The sequence below is a fragment of the Corynebacterium sp. AOP40-9SA-29 genome (assembly GCF_052377405.1).
Classification (GTDB): domain Bacteria; phylum Actinomycetota; class Actinomycetes; order Mycobacteriales; family Mycobacteriaceae; genus Corynebacterium.
Genome location: NZ_JBQSWR010000001.1, coordinates 14,199 through 29,366, shown reverse-complemented (window position 1 = coordinate 29,366; position 15,168 = coordinate 14,199). Strand labels below are relative to the sequence as shown.

Here is a 15,168-nt window from a genome sequence, read left to right as displayed (position 1 = left end):
TTGCTCGATCCTCGTGCAGCATCACGCTGCATGATCCGACGCCGCCCCGTCCCGCACACATCGTGCGGGGTGGGGCGGCGTTGCCTGTCGGTGGGGGATGTGGCGGGTGCCAGCGTCTAGACTGGCACCCCATGAGCAGACTTTTCGGTACGGACGGGGTTCGGGGCCTCGCCAACAGGTCTCTGACGGCACCACTGGCACTGCGGTTGGGGGCGGCCGCGGCGCGGGTGCTGACGACGACCGGGCAGTCCTCGCAGCGGCGTCCCACCGCGGTGATCGGACGGGACCCGCGGGTCTCCGGTGAGATGCTGGCGAGCGCGTTGTCGGCGGGTATGGCGTCGCAGGGGGTGGACGTGCTGGACGTGGGCGTGCTGCCCACGCCGGCGGTGGCATTCCTCACCGACGACTACGGTGCGGATATGGGTGTGGTGATCTCGGCGTCGCACAATCCGATGCCGGATAACGGCATCAAGTTCTTCGCCGGCGGCGGGCGCAAGCTCGACGACGCGGTGGAGGACGAGATCGAGGGCGCCATGCTGGAGCTCGAGGAGTCCGGCCCCACCGGCGCGGCGATCGGCCGGGTCATCGAGGAGTCCGGCGACGCGCTGGAGCGCTACCTCTTCCATCTGCAGGACGCCGCCCCCCGCGCGCTGGACGGCATCCGCGTGGTCGTGGACTGCGCCAATGGTGCTGCGAGTCTCGCCGCCCCCATGGCCTATGAGGCCGCCGGGGCCGAGGTCGTGGCGATCCACAATTCGCCGAACTCCTTCAACATCAACGACAACTGCGGCTCGACCCATATCGAGGTCATCCAGAAGGCCGTCCTGGAGCACCAGGCGGATCTGGGGCTCTCCCACGACGGCGACGCCGACCGCTGCCTCGCGGTGGATTCACAGGGCAATGTCATCGACGGCGACCAGATCATGGCGATCCTGGCGGTGGCGATGAAGGAGTCCGGCGAGCTGCGCAAGAACACGCTCGTAGCCACGGTGATGTCGAACCTGGGCCTGACTCTGGCGATGAAGGAGCACGGCATCACTTTGCGGCGCACCAAGGTCGGCGACCGCTATGTGCTGGCCGATCTCAACGCCAATGATTTCTCGCTGGGTGGCGAGCAGTCCGGCCACATCGTCATCCCTTCGCACGCGACCACCGGCGACGGCACACTCACCGGCCTGCGCATCATGGCGCGCATGGCGGACACCGGCCAGTCGCTGCGCGAGTTGGCCGACGTGATGACGGTGCTGCCGCAGACCCTGGTCAACGTCCCGGTGGAGGAGAAGGAGCGCATCCACACCTCCGAGGTCGTGCGCGAGGCGATCGCCGAGGCTGAGGCCGAGCTGGGCGACACCGGCCGGGTGCTGCTGCGCCCCAGCGGTACCGAGCAGGTCTATCGCGTGATGGTCGAGGCGCCGACGTCCGCGGAGGCCAAACGCGTCGCAGGACGCCTCGCCGGCGTCGTCGTCGCCGAGGGGTAGGCGCGCGTCTCGCCGCGCGCAGCGCGTCAGGGGGTAGGACGCCGCATGCGGCGCAGCGCATCGTCGACGCCGGTGGGGGCGTCGGTGGGGGAGCTGGCGGCACCGATGTAGCCGACGTAGCCGTCGGGGCGCACCAGGATCAGCGTCGGTTCCTTGATGCCGTAGGCACCGGCCGGCAGTTCGTGGACGGCGGGCCAGTCGTGCGCCAGCGTCGCCGCATCCAGGCCGATAGCGAGGATGCTGAACCCGGGGCCGGCGGTGAGGTCGAAAACCCGGTTGCCGTGTGCATCGCGGGCGTCGGGGAGGCGGTCGCCGGCATGTAGCGTGCCGGCCTGCCCCTCGGGGCACAGCGATGAGGCGCGGTAGGAGAGCAGCAGTTGGCGTTCCTCGTCGCCGCGGGTCGTTGCGGCCCGGGCGTCTTTCTCGAAACTGTCGTAGCGCTCCGTGGAGATCTTGAGCACACGCGCGGCGACCGGGCGTCGCTCCTCCTCGTAGGTGTCGAGCAGGGTGGCTGGAGCGCCGTGGAGTACCTCGTCGAGTTTCCAGCCGAGGTTGTACGAGTCCTGCACACCGGTGTTCAGCCCCTGGCCGCCGGCAGGGGTGTGGCAGTGGGCGGCGTCGCCGGCGAGCAGGACGCGTCCGGCGCGGTAGTGCTCGGCAAGCCGGATATTGGGGCGGAACAGCGAGACCCAGGAGAACTCGCCGACGGTGAGTTTCTTCGCCGCCAGCGCCTCGCGCACCTCCTCTCGCAAGGCGTCGGGGTCGTCCGTCATGGGGGTTGCGGCGGGCAGACGGAGCATGACCTGGAAGAGCTCGCCGTCCGGCAGCGGGCAGGCGCCGAGGAAGCGTCCGGAGCGACCGGGCCACACGTGCCAGCGATTGCGGCGCAGGCCGGGGATCGTCACATCCGCGATGATCATGTGGTCCTCGTCGTCGGTGCTGCCGGCGAAGCCGATGCCGGCCTGTTTACGCACCGTGCTGGCCCCACCGTCGGCGCCGACCACGTAGGCGCTGTGGACGCTGCCGCCGTCGGCGAAGGTGGTGGTCACGCCATCGTCGTGCTGCTCCACGCTGACGACGTGGCGCCCGTAGTCGACGGTGACGCCAGCGGTGCGCAGGGCGTCCTGCAGGACGCGGTCGGTGTGGAACTGGGGTGAGAGCACCGTGTCCGGGTACGGGACGTCCTCGGTTACGGGCTGGTGGGCGATCATGGTGCGCGGGATGGTCAGTGGTCCGAGGTGGATGCCGAGCCGGGGGTAGGACGAGGCGCCGGCGAGCAGCGCGTCGAGGACGCCGAGGTCCTCGAGGACCTCCAGGGTGCGTGGTTGCACGCCTTTGGCGCGCGAGCCGGGGAAGGGGCCGTCGGCACGATCGACGATGCGCACGGGGACGCCGCGGCGGGTCAGGTCGAGCGCGAGTGCGGAGCCGACGGGCCCGGCCCCTACGATGAGGATGAGATCAGTCATAATGAACACAGTGTTGTCGTTATTGCGGCAGTCTGTCAAGAGGAGGTTGGGCACATGGACTCCGATGCATCGCCGACGCCGGGAAGTCCCAGGTGGTGGGCGCAGGTGGAGGCCCCCACCGGCGGACGGGGACGCCCGCCGGTGCCGGTGGCACGCATCGTCGCCGCGGGTCTGGAGTTGCTGGACGACGCCGACGGCCCGGAGTACAGCGTCCGCAATGTCGCCTCGCGGCTCGGCTCGAGCACAGCGACGCTCTACCGGCGCCTCGGCGGGCGTCCCGGGTTGGACGCGCTCATCGTCGATCACGTGCTGGGTGAGGCCGTGGGGGAGACGGTGGGTGAGGCGGCGCATGAGGATGCCGATTGGCAGGAGGCATCAGCGGCGGGGGCCGAGGCGATCTTCACCGCGCTCGCCCGGCACCCTGGGGTCGTCCCACTGCTCGCGGCGGACGTCCCGCGGGGGCCGAATTCGGCACTGTTGCGCGAGCGGTTCGTGGCCCGCCTGCTGGACGCGGGGTTCGCACCGTCGGTGGCGGCGCGGACGTATACGACCGTTGCGCACGTCACCGTGGGTTTTGCCCTGCAGCTCACCTTCGCCGCACCGCCGGCAGGCGGGGGAGATGGGGGAGACGGGAAAGAAGGCGCTGCGGAGCCTGACCCGCACTACCCGGCAACCGCCCAGGTCGCGCAACACCTCGACGCGGACCTCCGTGAGGAGTTCACGTTCGGGCTGTCGATGCTGCTGAAGGGCATCGCGGAGTCCCGGTAGCTCTCGGTTTGGGGCGTGGTCTGGCGGGGGCGGGGAACCTTTCGGCGCGGCGGGGAGTCTCTCTTGTCACGTTGTAGACAAGTGGATGATCGATGACCCGTGCCGGCGGCGTGCCGACGGTGGCGGGAGGACGAAGGGGGTTCATGTGGCACCGGATATCGGCAGGCTCGGGGTGGACGACGGCGCGGCGCAGTCGGCATTGTCGGAGGCGCTTGCCGCCGTAGGTACCAGGAGGGCGGAGGTCGCAGCGGCCGCGCCCCGACGGACGGCGGCCAGTTATGGTCGGGGACTGGCTGAGCGAGCGGCGCGTCTGGTGGAATTGCGGGAGCGTGCGCACCGCGTGAGACTTGCCCACATTGACCGGTTACGCCGTGGTCTGGAGACCGCCGCGGGCACCGTTTCCGCGGTGTCGACCGCCGAGGGGGATTCGCAGCGCGGGTTCGGTGCGGGGGAGAAGCAGTGAGCGCGGTGCAGGCGGACCAGGCCCGCATCGCCGCATCGGTGGCGAAGCTCGACGCATCGGGTCGGCAGGTGACCAAGCTGGCACCGGTGGTTCCGTGGATCATCACCTTCGTTTTGACGGCGGCGGACTTCGTCATCGGCATGGTCGGCGGCGGTGATGACGACGGTGACGGCAAGGACGATAAGGACGGCAGCAAGAAGGGCAAGGGGATCATCGGCGAAGTGCTCGAGGGTGCCAAGGATCTGATTACTGGTATCGCTGGCGGCATGATTGCCGGCAAGTTGGGCGAGGGAGGTGAGGAGGCCGACGAGCACGAGGCTGAGGTGGACCGTGCAGATGACGCGGTGGCCACCTGTGACCGAGTGTTGGAGTCCATCCAGTCCCTGTGTGCTGACGAGGTGGAAGCCTGCGTGGACGGGGCGGTCGCCACGGCCGAGGAGCTCTGCGCTGCGGGGCTGGCCTTGCGTGCCACCGATCCGGCGGCATCGCGTGCGCTGCTCCAGATGGCGGCGCAGCTCCTGTGCGGGGCACGCGACGGGGTGGGCGCGTTGCTGGAGGGCAGAAACACGCAGATGGGTGAGTGTATGGACCTCACCATCGCCGAGTGCGCCCCGGCCGCCGAGGAGGGAACCTGTCAGGTGCCCTTGGCCACGGAGCCTGCTCCGGTGGCTCCGGCACCAGACTGCGACGTTGCCCCGGTTCCGACCGAGGTCGCCACGGTCGCAGCCGGTGGTGGCGGTGGCGGGGTGCTGCCGACTCCGGAGCCATGCCCGCCGGCCGCCCCTGTTGCTTCAGCCGCCTCGGCTGCAACATCGATGGCGTCCTTGTCGGGGATCGTCGGTTCCTCGGTCGTCACACCAACGCTCCCTGATGTCTCTGGCCAGATAGGCGGCCAGGTTAGCGGCTGGATCAAGGGTGCGGTCGAGGGCGTTGTGGAGAGTGTCGTCGAGGGGGCGGCAAATTTCTCGGTGGAGAATTCCGGTTCGTTGATCGATATCGATCTGAACCTCTGCCCACCCGAGCCATGTGAGTCTGAACCAGAGCCGGAGCCGGTGCCCGAACCAGAACCAGAGCCGTGTGAGCCGGCACCAGAACCGGAACCGTGCGAACCTGAGCCGGAACCGGAACCCTGTGATGAGCCGGAGCCGCCCACGGTGGACCCCGAGAAGGGATTCGACAAGAGTTCCTACCAGCCGGGGACGGAGACCGCGGCCACGCAGACACCGCCGCCTGACACAGCGGCCGCACCGGTGGAAGCCCCCTCGGTCGGCACTGCGGCGGTGGAGGGCCAGGACGATTCGTCCGGGGATGATGGCTGGGTGCCCGACTTGTGGACCACCGGCGAGAAATCCGGCGAGGTCGGCCAGTCTGGCGAGGTCGGCCAAGATGCACCATCGGTGCAGAGGAGTGAGCAGTGGTGAGCAGGAGCCCGATAGAGGCGGCGTTGGAGGGCTACATCAGGCAGGTCGACGATGCCGCCGGAAAGTTCCAACGTCAGATGGATGAGGCGACGGAGCTGCTCGGTGAGCTTGGCGATCTCAGCGACCTCCGGGAGCTTCTCGAGGCCAACGGCACCGACAACAACGATGCGGCACCCCGGCAGGACACCGCCGGACGTCCCCCGCGGCGGAGTCCGGGGATCTTCGACTAACTGGGGAGCGAGGCTTAGGCGCGCAGGGCCTTGTTCACCGCGTCGATCGGATCGGCGAACTCCGGGAGGCTATCGAAGAGCTCGCCGCGGGTCATCACCTCAGACTTCTTGATCTCAGCCGCAGGGTCGCGGAAAGCCGCGTAGTGCTTGTCGTCCTCGGCGAGCACGAATCCGGTCATCAGTGCGCGGATGAAGTCCTGCGCCGCCAGCTCCAGCCCACTGTTCGTGGTGAGGAACTTACGGATCACCTTCTCGTGGAAGCCGGTGGACGAGGCCTTCTCGATGCGACGGAATACGGCCTCGCCGCCCCAAAGCGCGGCAACGCGCTCGGGCTCGCCGGCCTCGACACCCAAGGTGCGTCCCGGGGCCAGGACCAGGCCGGGGGCGTGCACGTGCCGGGCTGCCTGATAGCAGCTGGGCGCGGTGTCCGAGGGGTGCACGGCGATGACGCCGGCCACCGTCGGACGGTCCCGGTAACGCTTCTTCGCCGGCTCGGCAGCCGCCCGTCCGGTAGCCGCGAGGATCGCCGCGCCGGCGCCCATGCCGTGCCCGGCGAAGAAGAGCTTGTTCGGGTCCACGGTGATATTGCCGACACCCAGGCGCACACCGGAGAGGATCTGCAGGCAGGACTCCAGGTCCGAGGCGAAACCCCGGTGGTTCGGCAACAGGCCACGCTCGGTGTCCGGGGCCGCAACGGCGATGCCCCAGCTGGCCAGGTGGCGCAGGGTGCCGTGGTAGGCGTCCACGCCGACGCGCCAGTCGTGGCCAAAGGCCACACCGGCGATCGCCTTGCCCTCGGCAGGCGTGTAGATACGGCCGGGAATGCCGGCGAAGTCGAGTTCGCCGACCAGGACCCTGTGCGGGCCCCGCTTCTCCAACCGGGGGACCAGGTTCTTCGCGTTGTCTGCCACGTCACTTACCCTAGTTGATAGATCCTCAACGCGGGGCGGGGGCCGGCTCCACCGGCACTCCACCGGCCCACCACAGGCCCAGAGGGGTGGTCAACGGGGATGCGCTTCACGGGTGTCCAGGGGGACCAGTATGGTTGTCCAGTATGTGTGGCATCGTTGGATATATCGGAAGCGCCCGTAGCTCTGCAAAGGCGCTCGACATCGGCCTAGAGTCGCTGGCCAGGATGGAGTACCGCGGGTACGACTCCGCCGGAATCGCCGTCGTCTCAGACGGCGATATCGAGATGGAGAAGAAGGCCGGCAAGCTGGCGAACCTGCAGCAGCGCATCGCCGAGACCGGCCGCGAACGCTTCACCGGCAAGACCTGCATCGGCCACACCCGCTGGGCCACGCACGGTCGCCCCAACGACGTCAACGCGCACCCGCACGTCTCCTTCGACGGCAAGGCCGTGATCGTCCACAACGGCATCATCGAGAACTTCGCGCCGCTGCGCGCCGAGGTCGAGGCCGCCGGCATCGAACTGACCAGCGAGACCGACTCCGAGGTCGCCGCCCACCTGCTCGCCCTGGCCTACGCCGCAGGGCCGACCGCCGGCGACCTGGAGGCGTCCGCCCTGGCGGTGCTGCGTCGCCTGGAGGGCGCGTTCACCGTCCTGTTCGCCCACGCCGACGAGCCGGGCAAGATCGTCGCCGGCCGCCACTCCACCCCGCTGATCGTGGGCGTGGGGGAGGACGGCATGTTCCTGGGCTCCGACGTCGCCGGTTTCATCGCCCACACCCGTGAGGCCGTGGAACTCGACGACGACAGCGCCGTGGTCATCACCGACCACGACTACCGCGTCATGGACTTCGACGGCACGCCCACCGAGGGCCGCCCGTTCACCATCGACTGGGACCTCGCCGCCGCAGAGAAGGGCGGTTTCGACTCCTTCATGATGAAGGAGATCTTCGACCAGCCCGCCGCCGTGCGCGACACCCTCGCCGGCCACTTCGACGATGGCCGGGTGGTGCTCGACGAGCAGCGCCTGTCGGACGATGATCTCCGCCAGATCGAGAAGGTCTTCGTGGTGGCCTGCGGTTCGGCCTACCACTCCGGCCTGTTGGCGAAGTACGCCATCGAGCACTGGGTGCGCCTGCCCGTGGAGATCGAGGTCGCCAGCGAGTTCCGCTACCGCGACCCGGTGCTCGACCGGCAGACGCTGGTCGTGGCAGTCTCCCAGTCCGGCGAGACCGCCGACACCCTGGAGGCCGTCCGGCACGCCAAGAAGCAGGGCGCGCGTGTCCTGGCGGTGTGCAATACCAATGGTTCGCAGATCCCGCGCGAGGCGGACGCGGTGCTCTACACCCACGCCGGACCCGAAATCGGCGTGGCGTCCACCAAGGCCTTCCTGGCGCAGGTCGCGGCGAATTACATTGTGGGTCTCGCCCTCGCCCAGGCCCGCGGCACGAAGTTCTCCGATGAGATCGAGGCGATCTACCAGCAGCTCGAGGAGATCCCTAGCAAGATCGAGCAGGTTCTGGAGCTCAAGGACAAGGTCCTGGACCTGGCCGGGGAACTGGGCCCGATCCCCACGATGCTCTTCCTGGGCCGCCACGTGGGCTACCCGGTGGCGCTGGAGGGTGCCCTCAAGCTCAAGGAGCTGGCGTACATCCACGCCGAGGGGTTCCCCGCCGGCGAGCTTAAGCACGGTCCGATCGCCCTGATCGAGGACGACCTGCCGGTGGTCGTGGTCGTGCCGTCGCCGCAGGGCAGGGAGATCCTGCACTCCAAGATCGTGACGAATATCCAGGAGATCCGCGCCCGCGGTGCCCGGACGATCGTCATCGCCGAGGAGGGCGACGAGGCTGTGCGCCCGTTCGCCAATGACCTGCTGGAGATCCCGCAGTGCCCCACGCTGCTCCAGCCGTTGCTGTCCACGGTGCCCCTGCAGTTCCTGTCGGCGGAGATCGCCCGCCAGTGCGGCAATACCGACATCGACAAGCCGCGTAACCTCGCCAAGTCCGTGACGGTGGAGTAGGACCGGTACCTGCGCTGATGAGCGAACTACCCGGCACCGACCCGTATCCGCTGGCCGAGCTCGTCGTCGACCTGGACGCCGTCGACCACAATGTGCGCACCCTGGTGCGGGTCGCCGCGCCCGCCGGCGTGATGGCGATCGTGAAGGCCAACGGCTACAACCACGGCATGGTGGACGTCGCCCGCACCGCGATGGACGCTGGGGCGGCGGCGCTCGGCGTCGCCACGCTCGGCGAGGCGCTGGCGCTGCGCGACGCTGGGGTCGACGCCCCGGTCACCGCGTGGATGTGGCTGCCGGACGCAGCACTCGGACACGTGGCCGCGGCCTGCGCGGCCGATATCACCCTGGGCGTTCCCTCCGTGGAGCATCTCCTCGCCGCCGTGGACGCCTCGCGCGCCGCGGTCGCCGGCGGAGCGTCCTGCCTGTCGGTCGGTCTGATGGCAGACACCGGCCTGTCGCGCTCGGGTATCGAGGCAGCCCGGTGGGACGAGGCCGTGCGGATCGCGGTGGACGCGGTCGACGAGGGCGTGCTCACCGTGACCGGTGTGCTCTCGCACCTGGCCGTCGCTGATGATCCGTCGTCGCCGGTCACCGACATGCAGGCAGCACGGTTCACCGACGCCGTGCAGGCCTGCCGCGCGGCGGGGCTGGACGTGCCGGTGAATCACCTCGCCAACACTCCGGCGACCTTGACGCGTCCCGACCTGCGCCACGAGATGGTGCGCCCCGGAGTGAGCGTCTACGGCGTCTACGCGGTGGATCCCACGGTCATTCCGGTGGGGGAGTCCGGCCCGGTGGAGTTGCGCGAGGCGATGACGGTGCGCGCCCGGGTGGTCACCACCCGCGTCGTGCCGGACGGTGAGGGCGTGAGTTATGGGCACATGTGGCGGGCACCGCGCGATACCCGCACCGCCGTGGTGGCGATGGGTTACGCCGACGGGCTGCCGCGCGCCCTGTCGGGACGCTTCGGCGTGACCATCGACGGCACCTGGTACCCGCAGATCGGGCGGGTGTGCATGGACCAGATCGTGGTCGACCTCGGCCCTGCGCACGAGGACGGCCCCGGTGCCGCGGTGCGTCCCGGCGACTGGGCGGTGATCTTCGGCCAGGGCGGACGCTCCGTCGAGGAGATCGCCGAGGCCGCCGGCACCATTGCTTATGAGGTGCTCACGATGCCGCGCGGACGCCTGTCGCGTCGCACGCTGCCGGTGCGCTCTGTTTTCGACCCCGCCGATGCGGCGGAGGGCTCGGTGGAGGTCACCTCCGCCGAGCAGATGCGCGACCTGGGTCGTTCGCTGGGGCGCACGCTGCGCGCCGGCGATGTGGTGGTGCTGACCGGTGCCTTGGGTGCCGGTAAGACCACCGTGACCCAGGGCATTGCCGCTGGGCTGGAGGTCAAGGGTCGGGTGCAGTCGCCGACGTTCACGATCATCCGCGAGCACCGGCCGGGTCCGAACTCCGCGCGTCCGGGCCTGTTGCATATGGACGCCTACCGGTTGCTCGGCGAGCAGGCGCACGACGGCACCACCCCTTCGCCGGACGTGGTCCTCGATGCCCTGGAGTCCCTCGACATCGACGCGGACCTGGAGGACCGGGTGCTCGTGGCCGAGTGGGGTCGCGGGGTTGTGGAGTCCCTGGCGCCGCAGCGGTGGATCGACGTGGAGATCGACCGGGGGGAAATCGACGACACCGACGACTCCGCCGGCGAAACGGTCGAGCCGCCACGGATGCTCCATTGGCGCTGGTCACAAAGGTAGCAGTTGTGAATCCCCCCGATAAGTTCCCCCATTAGTCAGATTGATTGGCACGAATGAGTATCTGGTGCCAGAATGGGTGACGGATCACCGTGAGGGGTGTATCCAGAGGCCCCGTCGCAATTGGAGAGTGTGACGGGGCTTCGCCTATGTCTGGGGCCGGGGGGCTAAGATTCCTGAGCATGTATGTTCTCGCGGTCGACACCTCCACCTCCTTCGTTGTTGCCGGGGTGGTGGACTGCCCGGATGATGCGTCGGCCCCGCCCCGCCTGCTCGCGGAGCACACCGAGCTCAACCCGCGGGGCCATATGGAGGTGCTGACCCCGAATATCCTCACCGCGCTGGGGGAGGCCAGCCTCACGCCGGACGACCTGGCCGCCGTCGTCGTCGGCGTGGGCCCCGGTCCCTTCACCGGCCTGCGCGTGGGCATGGCCACCGGTGCCGCCTTCGGCGACGCATTGGGCATCCCCGTGCATGGTGTGCCCGGGCACCTCGCGACTGCCGCCACCGCCGCAGCAGGCTCATCACCCCTCCTCGTCCTCAGCGACGCCCGTCGTCGCGAGTGGTACTGGACGCTCGTGGACCGCGCGTCCGGCCAGGTGCTGGACGGCCCGGCCGTCGCCGCGCCGGACTACGTCGTGGCGTCCTACCCGGAGGCGGACGTCCTGGCGTCCCGCGAGGTCGCGCAGCGCGCCGGCGAGGTCGAGGGCTGGACGGTGACCGATGCGGACGCCCGGCCGACGCCGATCGGTCTGGTCACCGCCGCGGTCAGCGTCCTGGGCGGGGCCCAGGGGCTGCTGCACCCCGGCACCGCGTTGCGCGCGCTCTACCTGCGGCGTCCGGACGCCGCCGAGCCGAAGCCGGTCCAGGTCTCTGCGGCGCTGGACTTCAGTGCGGTGGGGGAGAAGGACGACACGGCGTCGACGGCGGTGCCGACCGTGGGGCCGTTGGTCGTCAGCGCGGCGGGGCGGTGCGCGGAGATCGAGGCGGAGCTCTTCGTCGGTGATTCACCGTGGCCCGAGGCGGGTTTTGCCTCGGAGATCGGCGCGCCGAATACCGTCTACCTCGGTGTCGTCACCGGTCAGGGTGGCGCGGAGGAACGACTGGTGGGTTATGCCGGGTTGGCGAAGAATGGCCCGGCGAATGATCCCGAGTTCGAGATCCACACCATCGGCCTGGAAACCTCGGTGCAGGGGCGCGGCTGGTCGCGGCTGCTCATGGACCCGCTGATGGAACTGGCCGACCGCGACGACGGCCCGGTGTACCTGGAGGTCAGGACGGACAATACCTCGGCGATCGGGCTGTACCGCAGCTACGGTTTCGAGGTGACCGGCACGCGCCGCAACTACTACCGGCCCTCCGGCGCGGACGCCTATACGATGTGCCGTCCGGCGCTCTCGGAGCGGTCTCAGGGGCAGCAGGACGCTCCGATGCTGGTCATGGGCGTGGAGAGTTCCTGCGATGAGACCGGTGTGGGTGTGGTCGAGCTGCACGCCGACGGCCGGGTGCGCCAGGTGGCGAACCGGGTGGCGTCCTCGATGGAGCAGCACGCCCGGTTTGGCGGGGTGGTGCCGGAGATCGCCTCGCGCGCGCACCTGGAGGCCATGGGCCCGACGATGGCCGCGGCGCTGGACGACCTGCGCGCGGAGACGGCGGGACGTCGGCGGCGTCCGGACGCCGTGGCGGCGACGGTGGGGCCCGGTCTCGCCGGTGCGCTGCTGGTCGGCGCGGCGGCGGCGAAGGCCTATGCGGCGGCCTGGGGCGTGCCCTTTTACGGGGTCAACCACCTCGGCGGGCACGTGGCCGTGGGCACGCTCGACACCGGCGACGGTACCGTTGCCGGCGACCTTGGCACGGCCGTCGCGCTGCTGGTCAGCGGCGGACACACACAGATCCTGCAGGTCAACGGCGTGGGACGTCCGATGAAGGAGTTGGGTTCCACGCTGGACGACGCCGCCGGCGAGGCCTATGACAAGGTCGCCCGCCTGCTCGGGCTGGGCTACCCGGGCGGCCCGGTGATCGACCGGCTGGCCGCCCAGGGTGACCCCACGGCGATCGCCTTCCCGCGCGGTATGAGCCGCCCGGGCGACGCCGCCTACGACTTCTCCTTCTCCGGGCTCAAGACCTCCGTCGCCCGTTTCGTGGAGAAGGCGGACAAGGAAGGACGCAGCGTGCCGGTGGAGGACGTGTGCGCGTCCTTCCAGGAGGCGGTGGTGGACGTGCTGACCGCCAAGGCGGTGCGCGCGTGCGTGGACACCGGGGCGGACGTGATGCTGCTCGGCGGGGGAGTGTCGGCGAACCGTCGGCTGCGTGCGCTGGCGGAAGAGCGCTGTGCGGCGGCCGGGGTGCGCATGGTAGTGCCGGAGATCTCGCTGTGCACGGACAATGGTGTGATGATCGCCGCGCTCGCCGCCCGCCTGATCGAGGCGGGTGCCCCGGCCAGTTCGCTGGACGCGGCGACGGACCCGTCGATGGACGTGGAGGTTCCCGTTCTGGCACCCTCCCTTGTTGAGGGCTAGCACTTGGCAGGGTAGAGTGCCAAGTGGTTGTGTGACACACAGTTGTTCACCCGCGACGACGGCTGTGCAGGATATACCAACCGGAAGACAAGACAATTCGGATCACTGCATGTACGCAAACACGGAGGTATTCAACGTGGCTAACGTCAACATCAAGCCGCTCGAGGACCGCGTCCTCGTCCAGATCGTCGAGGCTGAGACCACGACCGCATCCGGTCTGGTCATCCCGGACTCCGCCAAGGAGAAGCCGCAGGAGGCCACCGTCGTGGCCGTCGGCCCGGGCCGTTGGAACGACGACGCCCGCGTCCCGATGGACGTCGCCGAGGGCGACACGGTCGTGTTCTCCCGCTACGGCGGCACCGAGCTCAAGTACGACGGGGAAGAGTTCCTGCTGCTCAACCAGCGCGACATCCTCGCCGTCGTCGACTCCGCGAAGTAGGTCGGTGACGCATGGCTAAACTCATCGCATTCGACGAGGAGGCCCGCAAGGGCCTCCAGCGCGGTGTGGACACGCTGGCGGACTCGGTTCGCGTCACCCTCGGCCCCAAGGGCCGTAACGTGGTCCTGGACAAGGCCTTCGGCGGTCCGACCGTGACTAACGACGGTGTCACCATCGCCCGCGACATCGACCTCGAGGACCCCTTCGAGAACCTCGGTGCGCAGCTGGTGAAGTCGGTGGCCGTGAAGACCAACGACATCGCCGGTGACGGCACCACCACCGCCACCCTGCTCGCCCAGGCTCTGATCAACGAGGGCATGCGCATCGTCGCCGCCGGTGGCAACCCCATCGCCGTCAACGAGGGCATCGCCGTCGCCGCGGAGAAGGTTATCGAGGCGCTGCAGCAGCGCGCGGAGCCGGTCGCCGACTCCGCCGCCATCGCCAACGTGGCCACCGTCTCCTCGCGTGACGAGGGCATCGGCGCCAAGGTTGCCGAGGCCATGGAGAAGGTCGGCAAGGACGGCGTCCTGACCGTCGAGGAGTCCCAGTCCCTGGTCGACGAGCTCGTGGTCACCGAGGGCGTCTCCTTCGACAAGGGCTACCTCTCGCCGTACTTCGTCACCGAGGAAGAGTCGGCCCAGGCCATCCTGGAGAACCCGGCGATCCTGCTGGTGCGCGACAAGATCAGCTCCCTGCCCGACTTCCTGCCCCTGCTGGAGCAGATCGCGAAGGCCGGCAAGGAACTGTTCATCGTGGCCGAGGACGTCGACGGCGAGCCGCTGCAGATGCTCGTCGTCAACTCCATCCGCAAGTCCATCAAGGCCGTGGCCGTGAAGGCCCCGTACTTCGGTGACCGCCGTAAGGCGTTCATGGACGACCTCGCCGTCGTCACCGGTTCCACCGTGGTGGACAAGGAAGTCGGCCAGAACCTCTCCGAGATGACCCTGGAGCAGCTGGGTACCGCCCGCCGCATCACGGTCACCAAGGACGAGACGGTCATCGTCGACGGTGCCGGCACCGCCGAGGACCTCGACACCCGCCGCAACCAGATCCGTTCCGACATCGAGCGCACCGATTCCACCTGGGACCGGGAGAAGCTGGAGGAGCGTCTGGCGAAGCTGTCCGGAGGTGTCGCCGTCATCCGTGCCGGTGGTGCCACCGAGACCGAGGTCAACGAGCGCAAGCTGCGCGTCGAGGACGCCATCAACGCTGCCCGCGCCGCCGCGCAGGAGGGCGTGATCGCCGGTGGCGGTTCCGTCCTGGTGCAGATCGCCGCCGAGCTCGACGAGTTCGCCACCGAGTTCGAGGGCGACAAGGCCGTGGGCGTGAAGGCTCTGGCCCGCGCCCTGCGCCGTCCGGCGTACTGGATCGCCGACAACGCAGGCCTCGATGGGGCCGTCGTGGTCTCCAAGATCGCCGAGCGCCCCAACGGTGAGGGCTACAACGCCGCCACCGGTGTGTACGGCAACCTGCTGGAGCAGGGGATCATTGACCCGGTCAAGGTCACCCACTCCGCCGTCGTCAACGCGACCTCCGTGGCACGCATGGTGCTGACCACGGAAACCGCCGTCGTCGAGAAGCCCGCCGCTGCGGCCGCTGCCGCTGCCGGCCACGGACACCACCACTAGATTCGGTGGTGCCCTTAAGGGCATACAAGACCCCCACCACCCCGACGGTCCCGAGGACCGTGGGGGAGGCGGG

12 protein-coding genes are annotated in these 15,168 nt (G+C 69.3%); 10 read left to right on the top strand and 2 right to left on the bottom strand.

The annotated features are described in order from the left end of the window. Nucleotides 1–131: 131 nt before the first annotated feature. Nucleotides 132–1,478, top strand: coding sequence for a phosphoglucosamine mutase (gene glmM / locus ACT3SZ_RS00130; protein ID WP_444615749.1), 1,347 nt, complete (start codon nucleotides 132–134; stop codon nucleotides 1,476–1,478). Nucleotides 1,479–1,504: 26 nt separating this feature from the next. Here the strand turns inward: glmM and ACT3SZ_RS00125 are convergent, their stop codons facing one another. Then, nucleotides 1,505–2,944: an FAD-dependent monooxygenase gene (locus ACT3SZ_RS00125; protein ID WP_444615748.1), complete on the bottom strand. Its 1,440-nt coding sequence runs from the start codon at nucleotides 2,942–2,944 to the stop codon at nucleotides 1,505–1,507. Nucleotides 2,945–2,998: 54 nt separating this feature from the next. Here ACT3SZ_RS00125 and ACT3SZ_RS00120 point away from each other — a divergent pair, with 54 nt between their 5' ends. The 4 genes from ACT3SZ_RS00120 (at nucleotide 2,999) to ACT3SZ_RS00105 (ending at nucleotide 5,826) form a co-directional block, all read left to right on the top strand. Beyond that, on the top strand, nucleotides 2,999–3,712 hold the full coding sequence (locus tag ACT3SZ_RS00120) for a TetR/AcrR family transcriptional regulator (RefSeq protein WP_444615747.1): 714 nt from the start codon (nucleotides 2,999–3,001) through the stop codon (nucleotides 3,710–3,712). 145 nt (nucleotides 3,713–3,857) lie between these two features. Then, the gene (locus ACT3SZ_RS00115) at nucleotides 3,858–4,175 is read left to right on the top strand and encodes a hypothetical protein (RefSeq protein WP_444615746.1); all 318 of its coding nucleotides are present in this window, start codon (nucleotides 3,858–3,860) and stop codon (nucleotides 4,173–4,175) included. After that, complete coding sequence (locus tag ACT3SZ_RS00110) at nucleotides 4,172–5,596, top strand: hypothetical protein (protein ID WP_444615745.1); 1,425 nt, start codon at nucleotides 4,172–4,174, stop codon at nucleotides 5,594–5,596. Before ACT3SZ_RS00115 ends, ACT3SZ_RS00110 begins: the two co-directional genes overlap by 4 nt. After that, on the top strand, nucleotides 5,593–5,826 hold the full coding sequence (locus tag ACT3SZ_RS00105) for a hypothetical protein (protein ID WP_444615744.1): 234 nt from the start codon (nucleotides 5,593–5,595) through the stop codon (nucleotides 5,824–5,826). Before ACT3SZ_RS00110 ends, ACT3SZ_RS00105 begins: the two co-directional genes overlap by 4 nt. 14 nt (nucleotides 5,827–5,840) lie before the next feature. Here the strand turns inward: ACT3SZ_RS00105 and ACT3SZ_RS00100 are convergent, their stop codons facing one another. Next, nucleotides 5,841–6,737: an alpha/beta hydrolase gene (locus tag ACT3SZ_RS00100; RefSeq protein WP_444615743.1), complete on the bottom strand. Its 897-nt coding sequence runs from the start codon at nucleotides 6,735–6,737 to the stop codon at nucleotides 5,841–5,843. Nucleotides 6,738–6,880: 143 nt separating this feature from the next. Between ACT3SZ_RS00100 and glmS the strand changes: the two genes are divergently transcribed. From glmS to groL, 5 genes are all read left to right on the top strand, one after another. After that, entirely contained in the window at nucleotides 6,881–8,755 is a 1,875-nt protein-coding gene (gene glmS / locus ACT3SZ_RS00095) for a glutamine--fructose-6-phosphate transaminase (isomerizing) (protein ID WP_444615742.1), read from the top strand. Between the two features lie 17 nt (nucleotides 8,756–8,772). After that, nucleotides 8,773–10,512 (top strand): alanine racemase, encoded by a 1,740-nt coding sequence (gene alr, locus ACT3SZ_RS00090; protein ID WP_444615741.1) that lies wholly within the window; start codon nucleotides 8,773–8,775, stop codon nucleotides 10,510–10,512. Between the two features lie 179 nt (nucleotides 10,513–10,691). Next, nucleotides 10,692–13,028 carry a tRNA (adenosine(37)-N6)-threonylcarbamoyltransferase complex transferase subunit TsaD gene (gene tsaD / locus ACT3SZ_RS00085; protein WP_444615740.1) on the top strand — a complete coding sequence of 779 codons (2,337 nt, stop codon included), beginning with the start codon at nucleotides 10,692–10,694 and terminating at the stop codon, nucleotides 13,026–13,028. Nucleotides 13,029–13,164: 136 nt separating this feature from the next. Continuing rightward, nucleotides 13,165–13,467: a co-chaperone GroES gene (groES, locus tag ACT3SZ_RS00080; RefSeq protein WP_301442640.1), complete on the top strand. Its 303-nt coding sequence runs from the start codon at nucleotides 13,165–13,167 to the stop codon at nucleotides 13,465–13,467. A gap of 11 nt (nucleotides 13,468–13,478) precedes the next feature. Continuing rightward, complete coding sequence (gene groL, locus ACT3SZ_RS00075) at nucleotides 13,479–15,095, top strand: chaperonin GroEL (RefSeq protein WP_444615739.1); 1,617 nt, start codon at nucleotides 13,479–13,481, stop codon at nucleotides 15,093–15,095. The last annotated feature ends 73 nt before the right edge of the window (nucleotides 15,096–15,168 follow it).